We start from the raw sequence: 17,184 nt of genomic DNA on the forward strand, positions 1-17,184 counted from the left end.
CATTATCAGGCACTCCGTGAAGAAATGACTGATTTGAAAAAAGCCTTACAAGGCGTGGCAAATCTCGGTGATGATTTTACTGGAAAAGGTGCCGATAACATTAAAAGAAAACCATTTTTCAAGACATCGATGACCTCATTTCTTTGGAGGTATTTGATAGCCAAACCTTTGATGAAAAAATTGCAGATGCGGAAGACGAACGGAAGAAAACGGTTAAAGATCTAATAGAACTTGATCAAAATTTAAAAGATGAATATGCTTTGTCAGAGACGGAGCAGCAAGCTACAATGGCATTGTACGCAGAAATGATGAATGCCACAAATGACGGAAAATCCATTTCGCCGATGAATTTTGACAAGAAAGCGTATCAAAATAGTGAAATCTACAAGGCAAAAAGCGATATTGAGAAGCAAACTGCTGAATATCTTAACATTAAAAAAGAACAAGAAGAAGCACGCAAGATCGCAAAAGAACAAGAAGCACTCGCCAACCGTCCTTGGTATGAAAAAGCTCTTGATTATGGCGGAAATATTGTCAATGAACTGACCGGCGTGAACGATGCAAAACGCGCCGCAACGGGCATTGATCCGATCACAGGCGAAGAGCTCACCGCAGGCCAGCGAGTCGCCGCAGGCGGTATGGCCGCAGCAGGCTATATCCCAATTGTCGGCTGGGCAGGGCGCATTTTCAAAGGCGGGAAAGCCGTCTATAAAACGACTCAAGCGACATCAACCGCAGTCAGAGCAGTCGACATTTACAAAGAGACTGGGAACAGTCGCATTGATTATTTGAGAAATAAATATGGAAAGATCGGTTCGAAAGAATTAAATGAAAGAATTAATTTACGCGGAGAAACGATGAAAGAACTAAATAAATTAAAAGATGCTGGTATTAGTAAGAAGAAAATGGGACCTGCCTTTGCTGGAGTTTATGATAAACAGACTGGGAAATATTCTTATGCAATAAATGATTATGATGGAAAGTTACCAGATTTCCACCCCTTAATAAATGCCAAATATGATAAAATGCCAAAAGAGGTTATAGATTCATATACATTTACAAAAGGTGCGGGGTCACATGCAGAAGTGATCGCCTTGAATAAGGCCTTAAAGGCTAACCCAGGTGCTAGTTTGGATAATTTTATTTTGAATGTAGTTAGGACAGGTCAAAGTAGAGTGAAACCGGCTGGAATGATGTTTCCTAGGTGTCCTCATTGTGCTTATCTTACGGATGGATCTAAAATTATCACGGAGGTTCCCAAAAATGTTAAATGATATATTGCAAAAAGATTTTATTTTAGAGAATGGCACTGAGTTTGAAGAATGCTTAGAATACGGAGGCCCTTACGAACTAGCAATAGTGGAATATACCAAGGATGGTAAAGAAAAACTGTTTACGGGATTAGCTTATGATAAATATGAAAACGGAAATATTGAGAGTTACTTCTATGTAGAGCAAGGAGTTAAACAAGGAAACTATGTTGAATTCTACTCAAACGGAAATGTTAAGAAAATAGGTAATATTAGTAAAAATGCTGCAGAAGGATATCAAGTTGAGTTTTTTGAGAATGGAAATAAAAAATATGAATCTGAATGTGTTGCTGGTCGAGAGATGACTTATATAAAGTACGACGAAAATGGAAATATTGTAGAGGAAAAGGCAGAACCTAATGAATCCGATTTAAAATATGCCGAAAAATTCAACAGCTAATAAGAAAAAATTTGAAAATGTGGTTTGTATGAATAATGATAAAATAATTGATTTATTAGAAAAATTTAAAAGTGAACAAAAAGCTCTCTTGCCTAAAGTCCAATTGAAAAATAATTTTCAAAAAGAAAACATACGGTTTATCGCAGGTGTAGATGTAGCTTATTTTGATATGCAAGGGAAAACGAAGGGTGTTTGTTGTATAGTCGTCTTTGATTTGATAGAAAAACAAGTTATAGAAAAAGTGCATAGCCATGGAGAAATAAGAGTTCCGTATATACCAGGTTTTCTTGCTTTTCGTGAAATGCCATTAATTAAAGATGCAGTAAAAAAGCTGACGAAACAAGTAGATATCTATATGTTTGATGGAAATGGCTATTTACATTATAGACACATGGGAATTGCTACACAGGCATCTTTCTTATTGGGAAAACCTACCATTGGAGTTGCGAAAAGTTATTTAAAAATCAATGGTGTAGATTTTACCATGCCCCAAAATAAAGAAAATGCACACACAGATATTATTATAAATAACGAAATATATGGTAGAGTTCTTAGAACCAGAGTGAATGTTAAGCCTATTTTTATTTCATGTGGTAACTGGATTGATTTAGATACAACTACAGAAATTGTTATGAAACTTATTGATAAAAGTAGTCGATTACCAATCCCCGTAAGATTTGCAGATATCGAGACGCATGCTATTCGAAAAAAATTATTAATAAAAGAATAGGGAAAGTGTGAAATAGCACATTTTTTAGCTTTATTGAAAAGGCACTAACGAAATCCAATCACCACAAAAAAGGAGAATCAGCCATGCTATGGATTTTCACACAAAACCAGCAAAGTCTGGTCCACGTCAATGAAGTCACAGTACAGGGTAAAAAAATTGAAGGGATCATGGGAAATGATTCTTGGACAAAAACTCTCGGCAAGTACGACTCAAGCGATCGAGCAGGAGAGATTCTGCAAGACATTGTGAAGACGGTTGAAGAAAATCAAGGTGCATCTATTACATACCGAATGCCTCATCAATAAAAAAGAAACCACCTTTTCCTAATGGAAAGGTGGTTTTTGTTTATGCTGGTGTTTTTGTAAAGGCCAAGAATAAAGGAATGCCTGTGCCGACAAGTGTTGTGGCAAAAAGGAACATACCACAAATGAATAGAAAATGACTGGCTGAAAAGACGAGTGCCAGAATCAGAAAAACGATGCTGAGTCCGACCATGCTATATGATGGGACAAAACGGCGTTTGTATGTGGCTTTCTTTGTTAAAAATGAGAAGAAAATGCCAAATAATAATGGGACAATCCATAAGTAAAATAAAATAATAAGAGACATACATCATACCTCGATTTTTCCTTCTATTTTATCAGATGCCGATCACAACGGATACCATAAAACTTCACTTTGTAAAATAATTCATGTAATTGACACAATTAAGTGGACTGATTGATCGAATGCGTTTTTTGTGTCATATACTCAGGCTGTAAAAGTGCGTACACACAATGATCGGTAAAGCGGTCGCCCAGCCATTCACATTGTCTTAAAATGCCTTCAAGAGAAAAGGATAATCGCTCTGCGATGCGTCTGCTTTTCTGGTTATCGACAGCGGCCCTGATTTCAATGCGGTGCAGTCCGCATTCTTCAAATAAATATTGAATGACGGCTTTACACGCTTTTGTCATGATGCCTTTTCCTTGGTAGCCTTCTCCGAGCCAATAGCCAATGGAAACGGTTCGGTTGATCCAATGAATCTGGTGGGTGCCAATGATGCCGACGAGTTCTCCATGTGACCATATGCCCGCTTGAAAGCCGTTGTTCTGCAAGGCTTGCTGCATTGCGCCTTGAATGAACGCCATGCTGTCTTCTTCTGTTTGCGTTGTATCCACCCAAAGCATCCATTCACGTAAGTGCTCTCTTGACCGCTGGATGAGCAGGTACAGACTTCGTGCGTCTCTTGGCTCAAGCAGTCGCATGGATAGATCTTGATCCTGATAAAAAAACATGTGACCACATCCTCTCAGGGAAAATTCTACCATAACCAAATGAAAAGAAAAAGACAGCATCATGACTGTCTTTTACATAAACGTATTCACAATTAAAAAGAGATTCAGTGCTACAACAAGAGCTGCTATCACCCAAGATATTCCTGTCACCCAGCGAGCATTCGTCAATTCGCCCATAATTCGTTTTTTACTTGTAAACAAAATGAGCGGAATTAAAGCAAAGGCTATACCAAAAGATAATACCACCTGACTCATCACAAGCGCAGATGTTGGATTCACCCCAGATGCGATAATCACAATAGGGGGAATGATGGTAATCAGCCGGCGTACATACAGCGGGATCCGGTATTGAATAAATCCCTGCATAATAATATCGCCTGACAGTGTACCGACAGAAGAGCTGGAAAGCCCGGCTACAAGCAGACCTACACCAAATAAGATGGCTGACACAGGACCTGCGAGTGTACCAAAATGCTGAAACGCAACATCCAGATCCTCAACAAAGAGACCATTTTTATAAAATAAAGCGGCTGCTACAATCAACATGCTGGCATTGATGGCCCCAGCGACTAGCATGGCAATAAGGATGTCTAAAAATTCAAAGCGAAAAATCAGTTTTTTCTCTTTTTCTGTTCTGCCGACGACTCTTCTTTGCGTTAAAGCTGAATGTAAATAAATCGCGTGCGGCATCACAGTGGCACCTAAAATTCCAGCTGCAAGCAGCACACTATCTGTTCCATCAAACCTCGGAATGAAAAGTCCGCCTGCAACACTTGCGATATCTGGCTTTGCGACAAAGGTTTGCACTGCAAAAGCGATCACTACAACGAACAGCATACCAGTGATGCCTGCTTCTAATGCTCGATATCCCCGTCTTTGCAGCTCTAAAATCGCAAATGATCCGATGGCTGCAATAATTGATGCTTCAAGCAGCGGGATACGAAAGAGCAAGTATAAACCAAGTGCAGCCCCGATAAACTCGGCTAAATCTGTGGCAATTATCACGAGCTCGCCCTGAATCCATAAGCCGATGGAGACGGGCTTTGGAAACTCTTCACGTGCGATTTCGGGTAAATTTTTACCCGTCGCTATTCCAAGCTTTGCAGACAGAGACTGGATGAGTAAAGCCATCAGATTCGATATGAGAATGACCCATAAGAGAAGATACCCGTATTTTGAGCCAGCGGCAATGTTGGTGGCAAAATTCCCTGGATCAATATAAGCAATGGCTGCGATAAAAGCAGGGCCGAGAAAAGGAAGGAGCCTTCTAAACCCTTTGACCTTTCCTTCAAGTGCACGCTCAGCAGCTGCTGACATGTGTGCCTGTGCCTCGATGTATTTGTTTGTCATATGTCATCACCTAGATTCTACAAAGTTTTGCTTGGGCACAAAAAGTTTCCTCGATGCAATTTTTAATCATCATATGCCCATCTTCATGAAAAGTCAACTATCTGAACTAATAGGTTTGTTTATCATATGTAAGTGAAAAAATTAGATGCGATGTCAATCAACACATAAAAAAACACCGCCTCTTAGGCGGTGCCCCTCTGCTTCCTCTGTTTTCAATTTTTAAGAAACCCTTGATCCAACACTACGGAAGATCAGGCTTAAAATAATAACAAAAATAGCTGCCCCTAAGATCGCTGGAATGATCGCAAAGCCTGCAAGACTAGGACCCCACGTTCCAAGTAATCCATGACCAATCCAAGCGCCTGCAAGCCCTGCAATCATTGAACCGATCCATCCTCCTGGTACACTACCTCCAGCGAGTGCACTGCCGATAAGGCCAATGACAATCGCAACAACTAATGAAATCAGAAATCCTAACATGTTCATCACTCCTCTTTTGATTGTTTATTAAGCAATAACCGTTTTGAAAGAGTTTTAAACCTCTCGGAACCTCTTCGATGTTTGATACGTAGGATGGACAAGGATTGTGTATAATAACAGACAAATACTTCAACGGCATCTAAGGAGGAAATGGCATGGAGGAAAGAGAGTGGCTAAAAGCACAATTAAAGGAGATTGAAAAATGGGAGAAAGAACAGCAAAAGGTTTGGTTTTGGGAGAAACTCAGCCGTCTGCCATTTCAAATGCTGGACAAGCTGACTCCTGCTTTTATTCAGAAAAAAATCGGTGTGCTACTAGATGAAATGGGGAATTATATTCAATCAGGCGGTGTCTATTTGACATCAGAAAAAGGCATTATTCATCAATTTCAAAAGAAATGTGCCGACGAATCCATTCAGCGCATAGAGGATATTGAAAACGCCCCTATTGAAGTCATGGATGCCATTAGTGAACACATGGGGAAAAACAGAACGAATCTTGCCACGGTGCAAGGTGCGACAACAGGTGTCGGCGGCATGTTTACACTAGCGGCAGATATTCCTGCGGTGCTGGGTCTTTCTTTAAAAACATTACAGGATATTGCTGTCACCTATGGCTATGATCCTAAAAACAAGGAAGAACGGGTGTTTATCATTAAATGTTTGCAGCTAAACTCTGCTGATGTCGTTGGGAAAAAGTCGATACTAAAAGAGCTGAAGAGCTACCATGCATCCGAAGGAAAGCACGAAAACATGATCTCCCAAATCCAAGGATGGCGTGAAGTGGTCTATAATTACCGAGACTCGTTTGGCTGGAAGAAGTTATTTCAGCTTGTCCCAATTGCAGGGATTTTGTTTGGAGCAGTCTCCAATCGCTCGCAGTTAAAAGGAATTGCCGAGACTGGCATGATGCAATATCGTAAGCGCAGAATTTTAACAAGATTAGAAGAGCTCACGCAGCAAGAACAGAGTGAGTCTGGTGCATAAAGAAAGGGCTAAAATGATCATTATTCCCTTTGTCTGCTTTTTTCAGCGTGATAGAAAACCTTTGCAGTCTAGGAAGGACGAGCACCGGCACGCAGGACTGACACCGAATGCGAGGGTTTGTCTACACGCTGAAATCCCTTTTCACAAAGGGATTTTTTATTTGGTCTCATCATCTTCTTGAAAAGCATGAATAGGAGAATGTTCATAACGTGCCCGCAGCTCGCGGATCTGTTTGATCAGAGTGTAACCGATTGTTTTTTCGGCTTCATCGTACAAAGGATCAAGGGCTTTCACCCATTTTATCCTCTCTTCTGGCGTCAATTCATGAATCGCAATCGGAGATTCCCGTTTAATGTCCTCCAGCTGATCTTTATTCATCTGTTCTGCATGTTTTTCATTCCAAGCCGTTGTTTCTTCCATTGCTTCAAGCAAAATTCGCTTCGTTTCAGGTGTCTGGCGATCAAAGAAGGCTTGATCTGTTAAGACAACATACCCTAAATACCCGTGATTACTGATCGTCATATAGTCTTGTATATGATAGAATTTTTTTGAATAAATATTTGAAATTGTATTTTCTTCACCGTCTACTTTTTTTGTTTCTAACAGCTGAAACGTCGAATTAAACGATTCCTGATAGGGCTTTGCACCAAGAAGTTTGAATTGTTTTTCAATCATGTCGCTTTGCATAATGCGGAGAGATTGATTGTTTAAATCACCAGGCTGTTTGATTGGCCCTTTATTAGAGGTAATTTGCTTAAAGCCATTTGTCCAGTAGGCCATTCCTTTTAGACCATCTTTTTGCAGCGTGCCGAACAATCTCTGTCCAATCGCACCGTGTAAGCCTTCTTGAACAGCATCATAATTCGAAAAGGCAAAGGGAAGATCAAGTGCCAGCCATTCAGGGGACAGCATGCCGAGCTTAGAGGTAGATGGGGCAATAAATTGAACTTGATTCTCTTTGAGTGCATTAATTTCTTCAATATCAGAATAAAGGCTCCCGTTGGAGAAAATTTGAATACTGATCTTCCCATCGGATTTCTCATGCACGAGCTCAGCAAATTTCTTTGCAGCAAGTCCTTTTGGTGTATTGTCTGCCACGACATGGCTAAATTTGAACACAAGCTGGTCCTTCAGCCCTGTCTGTTCATCATCGAATATAGACGCTGATTTTGGCATCATATGATAAAAACCAAAGTATAAAGCGGTTACAAAACCGATTGTGAGCAATAACGTATAAGCGAGTAAATTCTTCATGCGTTAGATCCCCCTTATGTCAAGCATACTTGACAGAGGAAGAATTCGTAAAGATACAGGTGAAAAAATGATGAGAAATCGATTGAAATTACAACAATTATCTATTAGGTGGAAGCTCACCATCCTCACATATTTCGTTGTCATTTTCGCCCTTTTAATCGGAGGAATTGTCCTTGTCGGGGGAATCCAGCAAACGGAGGAACGCGAGCTTCGAAAAAGACTCATGAATACAGCGAGAACAGTGGCAGAAATGAATGAGGTGAAGCAGGCGTTAGCTGGTCAGACAAAAGAACGTTCTCGATTACAGCATGCGATTGAAGAGATTCGGATTATTCAAGACGCTGACTACATTGTCGTCATGGATATGGATCATGTGAGATTAACGCATCCAGTGAAAACAAGAATTGGCCAGCGCTCAGAGGGGACAGATGAAGAGCCGGCTTTTGCAGAGCATATTTATTTTTCAGAAGCAGAAGGAGAGCTGGGGACAGCCATTAGAGCTTTTTATCCAGTGAAGGATGAAAAGTTTAACCAGACAGGAGTTGTCCTTGTAGGAAGAACGCTGCCAAGTATGGCGGATATATTAGGAGAAATGAAGCAGGATATCCTCATGATCCTGCTGCTGACGCTCAGCTTTGGGCTTGTGGGTTCTTTTTTGCTCGCCCGTCATATAAAACAGCAAATGTTTAAGCTGGAGCCGCATGAGATTGTCAGAATGCTAGAGGAACGCACCGCCACCTTCCACTCCATCAATGAAGGGGTCATTGCCATCGACAATCAGCATATGATCACCATTTTTAATGAGAAGGCGAAGCAAATTTTTGGAGTGACTGGTGATGTAGTAGGCCGGAATATTTGGGGTGTGCTGGCCGACACAAGACTTCCTGAGATCATTGATCGCGCAGAACCAGTCTACAATGAAGAGATTCATATGAGCGGAAAGCGGATTATGAGCAGCCGTATTCCGATTGTGATGAAAAAGAAGATCATCGGAGCAGTCGCCATTTTTCAGGACCGGACAGAGGCGGCTAAATTGGCAGAGGAACTAACTGGGGTCAAGAACTTCGTTGACGGCCTTCGGGTGCAGAATCACGAGCATATGAATAAGCTTCATACGATTGCGGGATTGATTCAGCTTGGCAAAGCTGAACAGGCGCTCGACCTTGCGTTTCAAACGACAGAAGAACAGGAACATGTGACGGACTTTCTTCACCGCGTCATTCAGCACGATGCCGTCGCAGGTTTATTGATGAGCAAGATCAGAAGGGGCAAGGAGCTTGGCATAAAAGTCGAAGTGGATGAAAATAGCTGTCTACGCGATTTTCCAGAGCGGCTAGATCAGCATGATATCACGAAGCTGCTTGGCAATCTCATCGAGAATGCCTTTGCCTCGTATGATTCTATAGAAAGAGAAACAAAACTAATTTCGATTAGTATTGATCAAACGGAGGATGTTCTCGCGATTTTGATTGAAGACAATGGCTCCGGGATAGAAGAGAAAATGATTCCTTATATTTTCGATAAAGGCTTCACATACGGCAAAGAAGGCGGAACAGGCTATGGCCTGTATATTGTAAAAACGATTATCGACAAAGGGATGGGGAACGTAGAAGTCACATCAAGCATCGGCATTGGTACCACCTTCTCAATCGAATTCCCAATGACAATAGAGGAGAGAGACAGATGACTCAGATTAAGGTGCTATTAATTGAAGATGACCCGATGGTGCAAGAAGTGAATAAAGAGTTCATTATGAGTGTTCCAGGCTTTCAAGTGGCGGCTGTAGCAGGAAATGGGGAGCAGGGCATTCAGCTGATCAAAGAGATTCGTCCAGATCTTGTGGTACTTGATGTCTATATGCCGAAGAAAGATGGCGTCAAAACGCTGCAAGACATCAGAAAGCAAAAGATACAGGTGGATGTGATTGTGATTTCTGCAGCGAAGGACAAAGAGACAATTGGCGTCATGCTTCAAAATGGTGCGCGGGATTATATTATTAAACCGTTCAAATTTGAACGAATGAAAGAATCGCTTGAAAGCTATAAAGCATTTAAATCGAAAATTCGCACCGCAGCAGAATTTTCTCAGGAGATGCTGGATGATATCATACGAAAGCCTGCCGTTAAGCAGGAAAATACATGGCTCCCTAAGGGGCTGAATGTGCATACGATGAACGAAATTAAAGCCTATATGCGTTTGCAAGAAGGCGCGCTATCCGCTGAGGAAGTCGCTAATGCGCTTGGCATTGCCCGTGTCACGGCACGCCGGTATTTAGACTTCCTTGTCAAAGAAGGTGAGCTGAAATTAGATATGCAATATGGCGGGATAGGTCGGCCTGTGAACAAATATATCGTACATTCCGACTAAGAGACCAAAAAGACCAAAATGTACGATATGTCCATAAGCTTCACAGCCTTTGGTGAAATCGCTATCATTTACCTACAGATAAGAGTTAAGCGTTTACATCAAAGGGTGAGGGAGTTGATTTTTTATGAAAAGGCTTTTTAAGAACCTGACATTTCAGGTCATTGCAGCTGTCATTATCGGGATCATTGTCGGAATGGTTTGGCCAAACGTCGGGAAAGAAATGAAGCCGCTTGGTGACACCTTTATCAATGCAGTCAAAATGGTGATCGCACCAATTATTTTCTTAACCATCGTTCTTGGTATTGCCAAGATGGGGGATATGAAAAAGGTTGGAAAAGTTGGGGGAAAAGCATTTATTTATTTTGAAGTCGTGACAACGCTTGCTCTGGTCATCGGTCTTTTTGTTGTTAATATCATGAAGCCGGGAGCAGGTCTTGACTATAGTAAGCTTGAAAAAGGGGATGTTTCGCAGTATACCCAAAATGGGGGACAGGGTATCGACTGGATGGAATTTGTGACACACATTGTGCCATCTAACATGGTAGATGCCTTTGCGAAGGGAGATATTTTACAGGTCTTATTCTTCTCTATTTTATTCGGTGTTGCTCTTGCGGCACTCGGCGAGAAGGGGAAAGGAATCATCGAATGGCTTGATAAGCTGTCACTAGTCTTCTTCAAAATCATTGGATATATCATGCGTGCAGCGCCACTCGGTGCATTCGGGGCAATGGCCTATACGATCGGACACTTTGGTTTGGCTTCGATTAAACCGCTGGCGAGTCTGATGCTCTCCGTTTATATGACCATGTTCCTGTTCATCTTCGTTGTGCTGAACATCATTTGTAAAATGTATGGTTTCAGCCTGTTCGGTTATCTGCGATTTATCAAGGATGAAATTTTAATTGTCCTTGGCACAAGTTCTTCAGAATCAGTGCTGCCAAGAATGATGGATAAAATGGAACGCTATGGCTGTTCTAAGTCGGTTGTTGGACTTGTCATTCCAACAGGTTATTCCTTTAACTTAGACGGAACTTCAATATACTTATCGATGGCCGTGGTCTTCTTAGCACAAGTTTTTGGTGTGGATCTGTCTATCGGTCAGCAGATCACCATTATCCTTGTTCTCATGCTCACATCAAAGGGAGCGGCAGGGGTCACAGGAAGTGGATTTATCGTGCTGGCATCTACACTTGCTGCACTTCAGGTCATTCCGCTTGAGGGCCTTGCACTGCTGCTTGGGGTTGACCGATTCATGAGTGAAGGAAGAGCCATTACAAACCTGATTGGAAATGGAATCGCAACCATTGTTGTAGCTAAAAGTGAAGGTGAATTTGACGAAGCGAAGAGTAAAACAGCGCTTCAAGAAATGCGGAATATCAAGCAAGCCGTTTAGTATAAAAACAACCAAAAACCGAAACCTTATGTTCTACATGGGGCTCGGTTTTTTTTGTGATGAAAAGAAAAAACATAAAAGCTTGATAAAAATAGGGCGAATCGTAAGACCTCTTTGACCTTTTGTTATATAATTTACAGAAAGGTCCGATATAATATATATCAGATCCGATGAAAAATAGACTTTAGTCCTGGCAGGTGTGGAACGTAATGGCGGCATTTTTAAAATTGTTCGAAAAACCCGGTGTTAAACGGTTTTCAGTATTTGTAGTATTAGCCACAGTATTATATCTATTAAGAGGAATGATGAATTTAATTCTCCTGACCTTCATATTCACCTTTTTGATGAATCGGTTAGAAGAGGTCATTAGAGGCTTTTTAAATCACTTCCTAAAAATAGGACAGAAATCGGTCATTACCCTTTTGTATATTCTCCTGGCTGGTGGATTGACGTTTGGCGGCTTCGTTTTTGTGCCAATCATCGCCAAACAGGTAGAGCAGTTATTTCATTTAGGAAAGAAAATTGCAGATCATCCACAAGATTTACCCTTCTTTGACGTCATCACCAACGTATTCGGAGATATCAAAATATCATCTTATTTTGAGAAAGGGTTTAATTTCCTCTATACATACTTAACAGATTTCAGCACGTTCAGTATCCAGGTCATTATGTCCTTAATATTAAGCATGTTCTTCCTGTTCGAAAAGGAACGTCTCATCCAATTCATGAACAAGTTCAAAACGAGTAAAATCTCCGTGTTCTATCATGAAATTGCTTTCTTTGGACGTAAATTCTCTAGAACGTTTGGGAAGGTACTTGAAGCACAGTTTATCATTGCCACCGTTAACTGTGTCTTAACGACAATTGCGCTTGGCATTATGGGCTTTCCGCAGTTGTTTGGATTAGCGGTCATGGTCTTTTTGCTAGGCTTAATTCCTGTAGCGGGTGTGGTCATCTCTCTCATCCCATTGAGCATCATTGCATATACACTTGGAGGCGGAATGTATGTCCTTTATATTGTGCTGGTCATCGTTATCATCCATGCAATTGAAGCCTATTTCTTAAATCCAAAGCTCATGTCAGCTAAAACAGAACTCCCTATTTTCTTCACATTTATTGTGCTGATTTTCTCTGAACACTATATTGGCATTTGGGGACTCATTATCGGTATCCCAATCTTTGTGTTTATTTTAGACATTTTGGAGGTCACAAATAAGGAAGAAAGTAATTAAAAAGTTCATATGAACCTGTTTACAATTTTCTGAAAATAAGGTATAAATGGTATGAAAATATCATATTACCACACGCTTAATCCTTCTAAAGGAATGGGGGACCCATTATTTTGGGGTGAATTTTTCTTTGATGAGAAAAAAGGACATCTCTTCGTCCTAACCCGTCAGCTAACCTCATCAGCGTGAAGAGAGTGAACGGTGGTACATGTATGGACACGCAGGCCCACGAGAAAACTCTCTCGTGGGCCTTTTTGACGAGGAAGGGGAGATTTTATTGAAGCTAGCGACGAAAATTATCATTGCCCTAATTATTGGTGCAATCACAGGACTTCTGCTCAACATTTTTGCTCCAAATGTATTCAAAGTGTTAGATCCCTATCTATTCACACCTCTAGGTCAAATCTTCTTAAACCTGATTAAAATGTTAGTTGTGCCGATTGTATTCTTTTCCATCACACTTGGAGTGGCAGGCCTGGGTGATCCGAAAAAGCTTGGCAGAATCGGAGCAAAAACCATTACTTACTTTCTACTCACTACCACATTTGCCCTCGTCATTGGCATTTCACTGGCCTTACTCATCAAGCCGGGATCATTCGGCAATTTTGATACGAAATCGGCTGATTATACCGCAGAGGAAGCGCCATCAATGGCAGAGACACTTCTCAACATTATTCCAACCAATCCAGTCCAATCTTTAGTCGAAGGTGACATGCTTCAAATTATTGTTTTCTGTATATTTTTGGGTCTTGGTATTGCCATGCTCGGTAAAAAAATGGAAGGCTTGCTGAAGCTGTTTGAACAAGGAAATGAATTAATGATGTATCTTGTCGGTGTTGTGATGAAGTTCGCACCTTACGGGACATTCGGTTTGATCGCAACGGCCATTGGCAGTCAGGGGCTAGATGCTATGAAAGCCATGGGGCTCTATTTCTCGGTCGTTTTCATTGCGCTCGTGCTGCATTTCTTCCTGACCTATGGATCAACTGTCGCCATTTTAGCTAAACGAAATCCGATGGCGTTTTTCAAAGGATTTTCTCCAGCGATGGTTGTTGCATTTAGTACATCAAGCAGTAACGCAGTCCTGCCGGTGTCAATGGAAACAGCGCAGAAACGTTTGAAGGTGCCAGAGCCGATTTCAAGTTTTGTTCAGCCTCTTGGTGCAACCATTAATATGGATGGTACGGCGATTATGCAAGGGGTCGCGACCATTTTTATCGCTCAAGTATATGGGGTGGAGCTGACGCTTGTTCAATTGATTACCGTTGTCTTAACAGCCGTTTTGGCCAGTATCGGCACAGCGGGTGTTCCAGGAGTAGGTCTTATCATGCTGGCCATGGTATTGAATTCTGTGGGGCTACCTGTTGAAGGCATTGCGCTCATCCTTGGTATTGACCGCTTATTAGATATGGCAAGAACCGTAGTTAATATTACAGGTGACGCAGCATGTGCGGTGATTGTGACAGAAACTGAGAAAAAACATGAGCAAGACTCATCACCTAACTTATCTATGTAATATGAATGAAGGGCTGACTGGTTAAGCCCTCAGCGTGAAGACAAACCCTCGCATTCGGTGTCAGTTCTGCGTGCTGGTGCTCACGAATATCAAATTCGCTCCAGTACTCGGCCTTCCTAGACTTCAAGGGTTTTCATATCACGCTGAAAAAAAAGACAAAGAGCTAAAATAAAGATCATTTTAGCCCTTTGTCATCAATCTGAGGGCTGACTGGATCAGCCCTTTTTTTCATGGAGCTTCTTGTTTTGCGTGATATACTTTTAACAGAATGAGCGGTCTAACATGCCGCCATAGGCTTTACATCAGAAGGAGGAACCACTTTGCAGTCTGCTGTTCTAAAAGTAGAGAAAGTCGATAAACAAATTGGCCGACATATGATTTTGCAAGATATTTCTATGGAGATTGGGCAGGGAGAGATTGTCGGTTTACTTGGACCAAATGGGTCTGGAAAAACGACCTTGATTAGGCTGATCGTGGGCTTGATGAAAAAAAACAATGGCCGAATCATGATCAATGGATATTCTCAGGATCATGAATTTCTAAAGGCGATGACATCGGTTGGTGCCATCATAGAAAATCCTGAGTTTTATTCGTATTTAACAGGCTTTGAAAACCTTGAACTGTTTGCGGCGATGCACGATGGAGTTTCCGAGGACCGCATTCATGAAGTGGTGAAAAGGGTTCGTCTGGAGCACGCCATTCATCAGAAGGTCAAGACGTATTCATTGGGGATGAAACAAAGGCTTGGAATTGCACAAGCCATATTGCATCAGCCCAATCTACTGATTTTAGACGAACCGACAAATGGGCTTGATCCCGCAGGAATGAAGGAATTCCGCGAGCACTTGCAAACGCTCGTACAAGAAGAAGGAACCTCCGTGTTATTTGCCACGCATTTATTGCATGAGGTAGAAGAGTTATGTGACCGTATGATCATCATTCAAAAAGGACAGATCAGAGCGAGTGCAAATCTCCGGGACATGGAAGGCAAAGAGCAGGTGCTGATGAATATTCAGCCAGTAGAAAAGGCCGCTTCATGGCTCGACACAAATGGATATACATATGAACGAAATGGAGAGCAGGTACTGCTTCAACTGAACAAAGAGCGTGTGTCAGAGCTTAACAGACAACTCGTGTTGGCAGGGTTTGATGTACTAGAAATGACGCCTCAAAAACAATCCATTGAAGAGGCCTTTATGAAATGGACGGAAGGCGGGACAGCAGATGCTTCAACTGATCAAAAATGAGCATAAAAAAATCATGAGGCAAAAGATCACATTCATTGCACTCGGATTGATCGTTGTCTTTCAGATGGCGATGGCTTTAACGTTGAAACGAGTCATATCCAGCATTGGTGGACAAGACACGGCCGCGAACTATTTTGCCTATTCCACAAACGTCGTGTTTATTTTACAAGTGCTCGCTGTCGTCATTGGCGCGACACTGATCTCAACAGAGTTTCAAAAAAGGACGATCAAGTTCTTATTCATCCGTCCAAAGACAAGGCTACATATTTTTCTGTCAAAATATATGACACTTGTGCTAGCGGTCATCTACCTGTTTGTTTTTTATTACGTGCTAGCTTTTCTATTTGGCCTTATTTTCTTTGGTACTGGATTTGATGAAAGTACGGGACGGTTATTTCAGCATACGTTTGCAGTCATCGGATCACAGTGGGTGGAAGTGGTCATGATGGCAAGCTTTGCTTTTATGTGTTCCAGTTTATTTAGGAACAGCCTGATTGCGCTTGTCACCTCATTCTTTGTTTTATATGCGGCAAAATCACTTGTGCCCATCATGTCTCTCTTTGAAAATCAGTGGGGGAAAATCCTGCTTTTTGCCAATACGGACTTTACCCAATACAGCTTTCAAGGACCGCCGCCTTTTGATGGAATGAGTCCTTTGTTTTCTTTATTCATTGTAGGGGCGCATTTTGTTTTCTTTGTTGGAACGGCTTGGTTCCTTTTTTGGAAGCGTGATGTAAATGTGTAAAAATTGTGTCAAATAACAAGAAAAATTCGTGACATCTTTGTGAAAACGAGTCTGTATTTCACGATAACCGACTGATTTTGTCTTATAATAAAGAGGAGTCATGGAGGTGGCACTATCGTGAAAAATTTCATTACGGCTTTACCCATTTTGTTGCTGCTGTCGTTTTCGTTTGTGTCTTTTGCCTTCCAGTTTGATCATCTTGTTTATTTCAGACTAGCGCTAGGGATCTTTTCATTAGCCGGTCTTTTCTTTCTGTATACACTTAAAAGAAACATGAAATGGTTCATGGTTTATTTATATGCGAGCTGGATCATTCTTGCTGCCGTCACGACATTTGAGGAACCTGTATTTTCTCAATTCTTTTTCGGTGGTTTAACGATGACAATGGGCTATCTCACTTATATGCTCATTTACTTAGGAATGAAGCAGGACCGTGTAGTGAAATCACATTAAAACAAAAGCCGATAAAATCTGTTATTCGATTTTATCGGCTTTTTTATTTCTATTGAGGCAAACAAAAGAGCAGCCAGCTTTTGACTGCTCATTTTGTATTTATGATTCACGTCCAGCAGCTGCAAGCTGCTTCTGATGCTTTTTGTCGATGGTTTCGTATATACTTTCCATCATCTTAGGATCGCGCATGATCGCTTTCTTGTTCTCTTCAATCAATTGCTGGTATGTTTTGATCTTCTTCTTAGACATGTGACTCATCGCTCCTTTATAAGAATGGGTATTTATAAGATTTCACATAGATGAAATTGATAATCATTTTCAATTAGCTAGCAACTTCATTATACAAAGTCAAATGTCAGAAGTAAAGATTCAATTCAGAAAATTCACGTAACCGACATATTCCCAGCCCTATCGACTTTGAATTCTTTCCCAGGAAATAATTCGCTG

General features: G+C 41.3%; 18 protein-coding genes, 1 pseudogene and 1 riboswitch. Of the genes and pseudogenes, 13 read left to right on the top strand and 6 right to left on the bottom strand.

All coding sequences use genetic code 11. The features are described from left to right. The 4 genes and pseudogenes from BA70_RS20990 to BA70_RS15125 form a co-directional block, all read left to right on the top strand. A pseudogene (locus BA70_RS20990) lies at positions 1-1,274 on the top strand (YwqJ-related putative deaminase); the annotation flags it as partial. Continuing rightward, complete coding sequence (locus BA70_RS15115; protein ID WP_034323934.1) at positions 1,264-1,710, top strand: toxin-antitoxin system YwqK family antitoxin; 447 nt, start codon at positions 1,264-1,266, stop codon at positions 1,708-1,710. The pseudogene BA70_RS20990 and the gene BA70_RS15115, both read left to right, overlap by 11 nt. Before the next feature lie 28 nt (positions 1,711-1,738). Further along, the gene (locus BA70_RS15120; protein ID WP_034324036.1) at positions 1,739-2,440 is read left to right on the top strand and encodes an endonuclease V; all 702 of its coding nucleotides are present in this window, start codon (positions 1,739-1,741) and stop codon (positions 2,438-2,440) included. Between the two features lie 83 nt (positions 2,441-2,523). Next, positions 2,524-2,745: a hypothetical protein gene (locus BA70_RS15125; RefSeq protein WP_034323937.1), complete on the top strand. Its 222-nt coding sequence runs from the start codon at positions 2,524-2,526 to the stop codon at positions 2,743-2,745. Between the two features lie 40 nt (positions 2,746-2,785). Here the strand turns inward: BA70_RS15125 and BA70_RS15130 are convergent, their stop codons facing one another. The 4 genes from BA70_RS15130 to BA70_RS15145 all read right to left on the bottom strand — a co-directional run bounded on the left by BA70_RS15130 (position 2,786) and on the right by BA70_RS15145 (position 5,547). Next, the gene (locus tag BA70_RS15130) at positions 2,786-3,049 is read right to left on the bottom strand and encodes a hypothetical protein (protein ID WP_034323939.1); all 264 of its coding nucleotides are present in this window, start codon (positions 3,047-3,049) and stop codon (positions 2,786-2,788) included. A 98-nt stretch (positions 3,050-3,147) separates the two neighbouring features. Next, the gene (locus BA70_RS15135) at positions 3,148-3,717 is read right to left on the bottom strand and encodes a GNAT family N-acetyltransferase (RefSeq protein WP_034323942.1); all 570 of its coding nucleotides are present in this window, start codon (positions 3,715-3,717) and stop codon (positions 3,148-3,150) included. 72 nt (positions 3,718-3,789) lie between these two features. Further along, positions 3,790-5,067, bottom strand: coding sequence for an Nramp family divalent metal transporter (locus tag BA70_RS15140; protein WP_034323945.1), 1,278 nt, complete (start codon positions 5,065-5,067; stop codon positions 3,790-3,792). Between the two features lie 219 nt (positions 5,068-5,286). Further along, on the bottom strand, positions 5,287-5,547 hold the full coding sequence (locus tag BA70_RS15145; protein ID WP_003214275.1) for a GlsB/YeaQ/YmgE family stress response membrane protein: 261 nt from the start codon (positions 5,545-5,547) through the stop codon (positions 5,287-5,289). A gap of 155 nt (positions 5,548-5,702) precedes the next feature. On the opposite strand from BA70_RS15145, the gene BA70_RS15150 reads away from it, so the two are divergent. Beyond that, positions 5,703-6,533, top strand: a complete 831-nt coding sequence (locus tag BA70_RS15150; protein ID WP_034323948.1) for an EcsC family protein — start codon at positions 5,703-5,705, stop codon at positions 6,531-6,533. 156 nt (positions 6,534-6,689) lie between these two features. Here the strand turns inward: BA70_RS15150 and BA70_RS15155 are convergent, their stop codons facing one another. After that, positions 6,690-7,787: a DctP family TRAP transporter solute-binding subunit gene (locus tag BA70_RS15155; protein WP_034323950.1), complete on the bottom strand. Its 1,098-nt coding sequence runs from the start codon at positions 7,785-7,787 to the stop codon at positions 6,690-6,692. 67 nt (positions 7,788-7,854) lie between these two features. On the opposite strand from BA70_RS15155, the gene BA70_RS15160 reads away from it, so the two are divergent. From BA70_RS15160 to BA70_RS15195, 8 genes are all read left to right on the top strand, one after another. Next, positions 7,855-9,474, top strand: coding sequence for an ATP-binding protein (locus BA70_RS15160; RefSeq protein WP_034323953.1), 1,620 nt, complete (start codon positions 7,855-7,857; stop codon positions 9,472-9,474). Continuing rightward, the gene (locus BA70_RS15165; RefSeq protein WP_034323956.1) at positions 9,471-10,154 is read left to right on the top strand and encodes a response regulator; all 684 of its coding nucleotides are present in this window, start codon (positions 9,471-9,473) and stop codon (positions 10,152-10,154) included. The genes BA70_RS15160 and BA70_RS15165 overlap by 4 nt, the downstream gene beginning before the upstream one ends. Before the next feature lie 124 nt (positions 10,155-10,278). After that, positions 10,279-11,547 carry a C4-dicarboxylate transporter DctP gene (dctP, locus tag BA70_RS15170; protein WP_034323959.1) on the top strand — a complete coding sequence of 423 codons (1,269 nt, stop codon included), beginning with the start codon at positions 10,279-10,281 and terminating at the stop codon, positions 11,545-11,547. A gap of 209 nt (positions 11,548-11,756) precedes the next feature. Continuing rightward, positions 11,757-12,779 carry an AI-2E family transporter gene (locus BA70_RS15175; protein WP_034323962.1) on the top strand — a complete coding sequence of 341 codons (1,023 nt, stop codon included), beginning with the start codon at positions 11,757-11,759 and terminating at the stop codon, positions 12,777-12,779. Positions 12,780-12,842: 63 nt separating this feature from the next. Next, positions 12,843-12,978: riboswitch (cyclic di-AMP (ydaO/yuaA leader) on the top strand. Between the two features lie 75 nt (positions 12,979-13,053). Beyond that, positions 13,054-14,292 (top strand): dicarboxylate/amino acid:cation symporter, encoded by a 1,239-nt coding sequence (locus BA70_RS15180; protein ID WP_034324038.1) that lies wholly within the window; start codon positions 13,054-13,056, stop codon positions 14,290-14,292. Positions 14,293-14,612: 320 nt separating this feature from the next. Continuing rightward, the gene (locus BA70_RS15185) at positions 14,613-15,539 is read left to right on the top strand and encodes an ABC transporter ATP-binding protein (protein ID WP_034323963.1); all 927 of its coding nucleotides are present in this window, start codon (positions 14,613-14,615) and stop codon (positions 15,537-15,539) included. Beyond that, positions 15,517-16,284 carry an ABC transporter permease gene (locus tag BA70_RS15190; protein WP_034323964.1) on the top strand — a complete coding sequence of 256 codons (768 nt, stop codon included), beginning with the start codon at positions 15,517-15,519 and terminating at the stop codon, positions 16,282-16,284. The genes BA70_RS15185 and BA70_RS15190 overlap by 23 nt, the downstream gene beginning before the upstream one ends. A gap of 117 nt (positions 16,285-16,401) precedes the next feature. Further along, positions 16,402-16,737 (top strand): hypothetical protein, encoded by a 336-nt coding sequence (locus BA70_RS15195; RefSeq protein WP_034323969.1) that lies wholly within the window; start codon positions 16,402-16,404, stop codon positions 16,735-16,737. Positions 16,738-16,836: 99 nt separating this feature from the next. Here the strand turns inward: BA70_RS15195 and fbpB are convergent, their stop codons facing one another. Continuing rightward, positions 16,837-16,986, bottom strand: coding sequence for a Fur-regulated basic protein FbpB (fbpB, locus tag BA70_RS19645; protein WP_003214266.1), 150 nt, complete (start codon positions 16,984-16,986; stop codon positions 16,837-16,839). Between the last annotated feature and the right edge of the window lie 198 nt (positions 16,987-17,184).

Origin of the sequence: Bacillus zhangzhouensis (assembly GCF_000715205.1) — a bacterium.
Taxonomy (GTDB): domain Bacteria; phylum Bacillota; class Bacilli; order Bacillales; family Bacillaceae; genus Bacillus; species Bacillus zhangzhouensis.

What these genes read in the sequence shown, in the direction of transcription:
- BA70_RS15140 (WP_034323945.1), bottom strand. Translation starts at nt 5,067, where the DNA reads ATGACAAACAAATACATCGAGGCACAGGCACACATGTCAGCAGCTGCT.
- BA70_RS15175 (WP_034323962.1), top strand. Translation starts at nt 11,757, where the DNA reads ATGGCGGCATTTTTAAAATTGTTCGAAAAACCCGGTGTTAAACGGTTT.
- BA70_RS15165 (WP_034323956.1), top strand. Translation starts at nt 9,471, where the DNA reads ATGACTCAGATTAAGGTGCTATTAATTGAAGATGACCCGATGGTGCAA.
- fbpB (WP_003214266.1), bottom strand. Translation starts at nt 16,986, where the DNA reads ATGTCTAAGAAGAAGATCAAAACATACCAGCAATTGATTGAAGAGAAC.
- dctP (WP_034323959.1), top strand. Translation starts at nt 10,279, where the DNA reads ATGAAAAGGCTTTTTAAGAACCTGACATTTCAGGTCATTGCAGCTGTC.
- BA70_RS15130 (WP_034323939.1), bottom strand. Translation starts at nt 3,049, where the DNA reads ATGTCTCTTATTATTTTATTTTACTTATGGATTGTCCCATTATTATTT.
- BA70_RS15155 (WP_034323950.1), bottom strand. Translation starts at nt 7,787, where the DNA reads ATGAAGAATTTACTCGCTTATACGTTATTGCTCACAATCGGTTTTGTA.
- BA70_RS15120 (WP_034324036.1), top strand. Translation starts at nt 1,739, where the DNA reads ATGAATAATGATAAAATAATTGATTTATTAGAAAAATTTAAAAGTGAA.
- BA70_RS15160 (WP_034323953.1), top strand. Translation starts at nt 7,855, where the DNA reads ATGATGAGAAATCGATTGAAATTACAACAATTATCTATTAGGTGGAAG.
- BA70_RS15115 (WP_034323934.1), top strand. Translation starts at nt 1,264, where the DNA reads ATGTTAAATGATATATTGCAAAAAGATTTTATTTTAGAGAATGGCACT.
- BA70_RS15145 (WP_003214275.1), bottom strand. Translation starts at nt 5,547, where the DNA reads ATGTTAGGATTTCTGATTTCATTAGTTGTTGCGATTGTCATTGGCCTT.
- BA70_RS15125 (WP_034323937.1), top strand. Translation starts at nt 2,524, where the DNA reads ATGCTATGGATTTTCACACAAAACCAGCAAAGTCTGGTCCACGTCAAT.
- BA70_RS15135 (WP_034323942.1), bottom strand. Translation starts at nt 3,717, where the DNA reads ATGTTTTTTTATCAGGATCAAGATCTATCCATGCGACTGCTTGAGCCA.
- BA70_RS15190 (WP_034323964.1), top strand. Translation starts at nt 15,517, where the DNA reads ATGCTTCAACTGATCAAAAATGAGCATAAAAAAATCATGAGGCAAAAG.
- BA70_RS15150 (WP_034323948.1), top strand. Translation starts at nt 5,703, where the DNA reads ATGGAGGAAAGAGAGTGGCTAAAAGCACAATTAAAGGAGATTGAAAAA.